Source organism: bacterium (assembly GCA_030654305.1).
Taxonomy (GTDB): domain Bacteria; phylum Krumholzibacteriota; class Krumholzibacteriia; order LZORAL124-64-63; family LZORAL124-64-63; genus PNOJ01.
Genome location: JAURXS010000192.1, coordinates 1 through 3,289, shown reverse-complemented (window position 1 = coordinate 3,289; position 3,289 = coordinate 1). Strand labels below are relative to the sequence as shown.

Sequence of the window (3,289 nt, the reverse complement as noted above, 5' to 3'; positions counted from 1 at the left end):
GCTGATCGTGCTGAGCGACGGTCACATGGCGACGTTGCCGGTGGCGCTGGCCAGCCTGGTCGGCGAGCACGTCCAGGACACCGAGCTGATGATGGCCGGGTCGATGCTCACCATCCTGCCGGCGCTGGTGGTGTTCCTGATCTTCCAAAGGTTCTTCGTACGTGGAATTACCGCGGGTAGCGTAAAGGGATAGCATGGCCATCGTGAAGCTGTTGGCGGGCGGGATCCTGATCTGCGGGTTGGCCGTCGCCGGAGGCTGCCGCGGTCCCGCGGCAAACGGCGATCCGGTCGCGCCGTCGGGAGCGCCGCTGGTGATTTCCGACGGGTCGGCGAAGGACTGGAGCGCGCTGCCGGCCGACGGCGTGACGATGGGGCTGGCGGACGACGGCGGGGCGCTGCGGCTGGATTTCGGATTCACGGGGGGCGGGTACGCCATCGCGCGGCGCGAGATCGATGTCGCGCTGCCGGAGAACTACGCCTTCTCGTTCCGCCTGCGCGGGGCGTGCCCGGTCAACACGCTGGAATTCAAGCTGGTGGACGAGACCGGCGAGAACGTCTGGTGGCGCGTCGAGCGCGCGATCGAGTTCCCGGCGCAGTGGCGGACCGTCACCATCAAGAAGCGCCAGCTCGAGTTCGCCTGGGGGCCCGGCGGCGGCGCGCCGCTGCGCGGGATCTCGGCCGTGGAGATCGTCGTGACGGCGGCCGAGGGAGGCGCGGGCAGCGTCTGGATCGATGACCTGACGTTGCAGGAACTGCCGCCGGCGACCGCCGTGGACGCGGCGCCCGTCGCGACGGCGACCACCGGCGATGCGGCCGCCACCCTGGACGGCGAGACGGCGACGGCCTGGACCCCGGACCCGACGGACCGCAGCCCCGCCCTGGACCTGGACTTCGGCGGCTCGCGCGAGTTCGGCGGCCTGCAGCTGGACTGGCGGCCCGACCGGCACGCCCTCGATTACGTCGTCGAAGCTTCGGACGACGGGCAGACGTGGCGCCAGCTGACGATCGTCTCCGGCAGCGACGGCGGGCGCGACTACCTCTACCTGCCCGAGGGCGAAGCCCGCCGCCTGCGCCTGCTGCTGCTGCGCTCGTCCACCAAGTTCCCGCCCGAACTCGCCGCGATCCGGGTGATGCCCCTGGCGTGGTCGCGCTCGCGCGAGGCCTTCTACGCGGCGATCGCGGCCGAGTCGCCCCGCGGCAGCTACCCGCGCGGCATCTCCGGCGAGCAGGTCTACTGGACCGTCATCGGTCGCGACGCCGACCCGAGCGAGGTGCTGTTCGACGAGGACGGCGGCCTCGAGACCGGCCCCTACCGCGGCGCGGTGGAGCCGTTCCTGCGTGCCGACGGCCGCCTGCTGACCTGGGCCGACGCCGAGACCACGCACGAACTGGCCGACGGCTTCCTGCCGATGCCCTCGGTGCGCCGGCGCACCGGCGACCTGGACCTGACGGTCGCGGCCTTCGTCTCGGAAGAGCCCGGCCTGCGGGGCGTCGTCGCGCGCTACCGCGTGATCAACCGCGGGACGTCGCCGCGCACCGTCGACCTCGACCTGGCCATCCGGCCCTTCCAGGTCAACCCGCCCTCGCAGACGCTCAACCGGCCGGGCGGCGCCGCGCCGATCCGCACCCTGGCGCAGTCGGGCGGCGTGGTGTTCCTCGACGGCGCGCCCGCGGCGATCGCGCTGACGCCGGGCGGCCGCTTCGGCGCCGTCAACTTCCACGGCGGCGACGTCGTCGCCGACCACCTGCGCCACGGCCGGCTGCCGGCGGCGCGCTCGGCGACCTGCGACTTCGGCGGCGCCTCGGGCGCGCTGTCGTGGCCCTTCGACCTGGCGCCCGGCGACTCGGCCGAGGTCGTGATCCTCGTCGACCCCGATCCGGACGCGCCGCCGCCGCCGCCGCTGTCGGCCGCCGAGGCCGCGAGCTTCGCCGCCGCGGCCCGCGAGGCCTGCCGCCGCGACTGGCACGCGCGCCTCGACGGCGCCGTCATCACCGGACCGCCCGCGGCGCGCGAGGTCCTCGAGACGATGCGCGCGCAGCTCGGCTACGTGCTGGTCAACCGCGCGGGCGCGGGCATCCAGCCCGGCACGCGCAGCTACAACCGCTCCTGGATCCGCGACGGCTCGCTGACGGGCTGGGCCCTGCTGCGGATGGGCCTGACCGCGCCGGCCGTCGACTTCCTGGAGTGGTTCGCGCCGCACCAGTACCCCGACGGCAAGATCCCCTGCGTGGTGGACCGCCGCGGGGCCGACCCGGTGCCCGAGCACGACAGCAGCGGCGAGTTCATCTTCCTGGTCGCCGAGGTCTGGCGCCACACCGGCGACCGCGAGCAACTGCAGCGGATGTGGCCGCGCGTCGCCGCCGCCGCCGACTACCTGGACGGCCTGCGCCGCCAGCGCCGCACCGCCGAGTGGCAGACGCCGGACAAGCGCGAGTTCTTCGGCCTGCTGCCGCCCTCGATCAGCCACGAGGGCTACTCCGCCAAGCCCATGCACTCCTACTGGGACGACTTCTTCGCCCTGCGCGGCTTCCGCGACGCCGCGGCTCTGGCCGCCGACCTGGGCCTGGACGACGAGCGGGTGCGGCTGACCGCGATCCACGACGAGTTCGCCGCCGACCTGTGCGCGTCGATCGCCGCCGCCATGGCGCGCCACGGCGTCGACTACGTGCCGGGCTGCGCCGACCTGGGCGACTTCGACGCCACCTCGACCACGATCGCCCTGACCCCGACCGGAGGCGCCGCGCTGGCGCCTCCGGGCGCGATCGAGCGCACCTTCGAGAAGTACTGGGAGTTCTTCGTCGACCGCCGCGACGGCGGCGACTGGGACGCGATGACCCCGTACGAGACGCGCACCATCGGCGCCTTCGTGCGCCTGGGCTGGCGCGACCGCGCGAACGAGCTGGTCGACTACTTCCTGTCGCTGCGCCGGCCGGCCGGCTGGCGCGAGTGGGGCGAGGTCGTCGCCCGCGAGGAGCGCGTGCCGCGCTACCTCGGCGACATGCCCCACACCTGGGTCGGCACGGATTTCGTGCGGTCGGTGCTGGACATGTTCGCCTACGCCGACGAACGGAACGACGTGCTGGTGATCGGCGCGGGGGTGCCGGCGATATGGCTGGAGAACGGAGGCGTGAGCGTGAAGGGGCTGACGACCGAGTACGGGAAGCTCGACTTCACGCTTCGGCGCGACGGCGATACAGTGACGGTGGAAGTGGGGGGAGACATGCGTGTGCCGGCCGGAGGGATCCTCTTGGTGCCGCCGCTGCCTGCCTGGCGGTTGATTTCCGCCGA

Annotated in this window: 2 protein-coding genes; both read left to right on the top strand. The window is 73.3% G+C overall.

Annotation, left to right across the window (positions count from 1 at the left end; translation table 11 throughout):
* Window positions 1–193, top strand: a 193-nt coding sequence (locus Q7W29_05105) for a carbohydrate ABC transporter permease (protein MDO9171194.1), incomplete at its 5' end; no start/stop codon positions are given.
* A 1-nt stretch (window position 194) separates the two neighbouring features.
* Window positions 195–3,289 (top strand): discoidin domain-containing protein (locus Q7W29_05100; protein MDO9171193.1); only part of this gene is annotated, 3,095 nt, incomplete at its 3' end.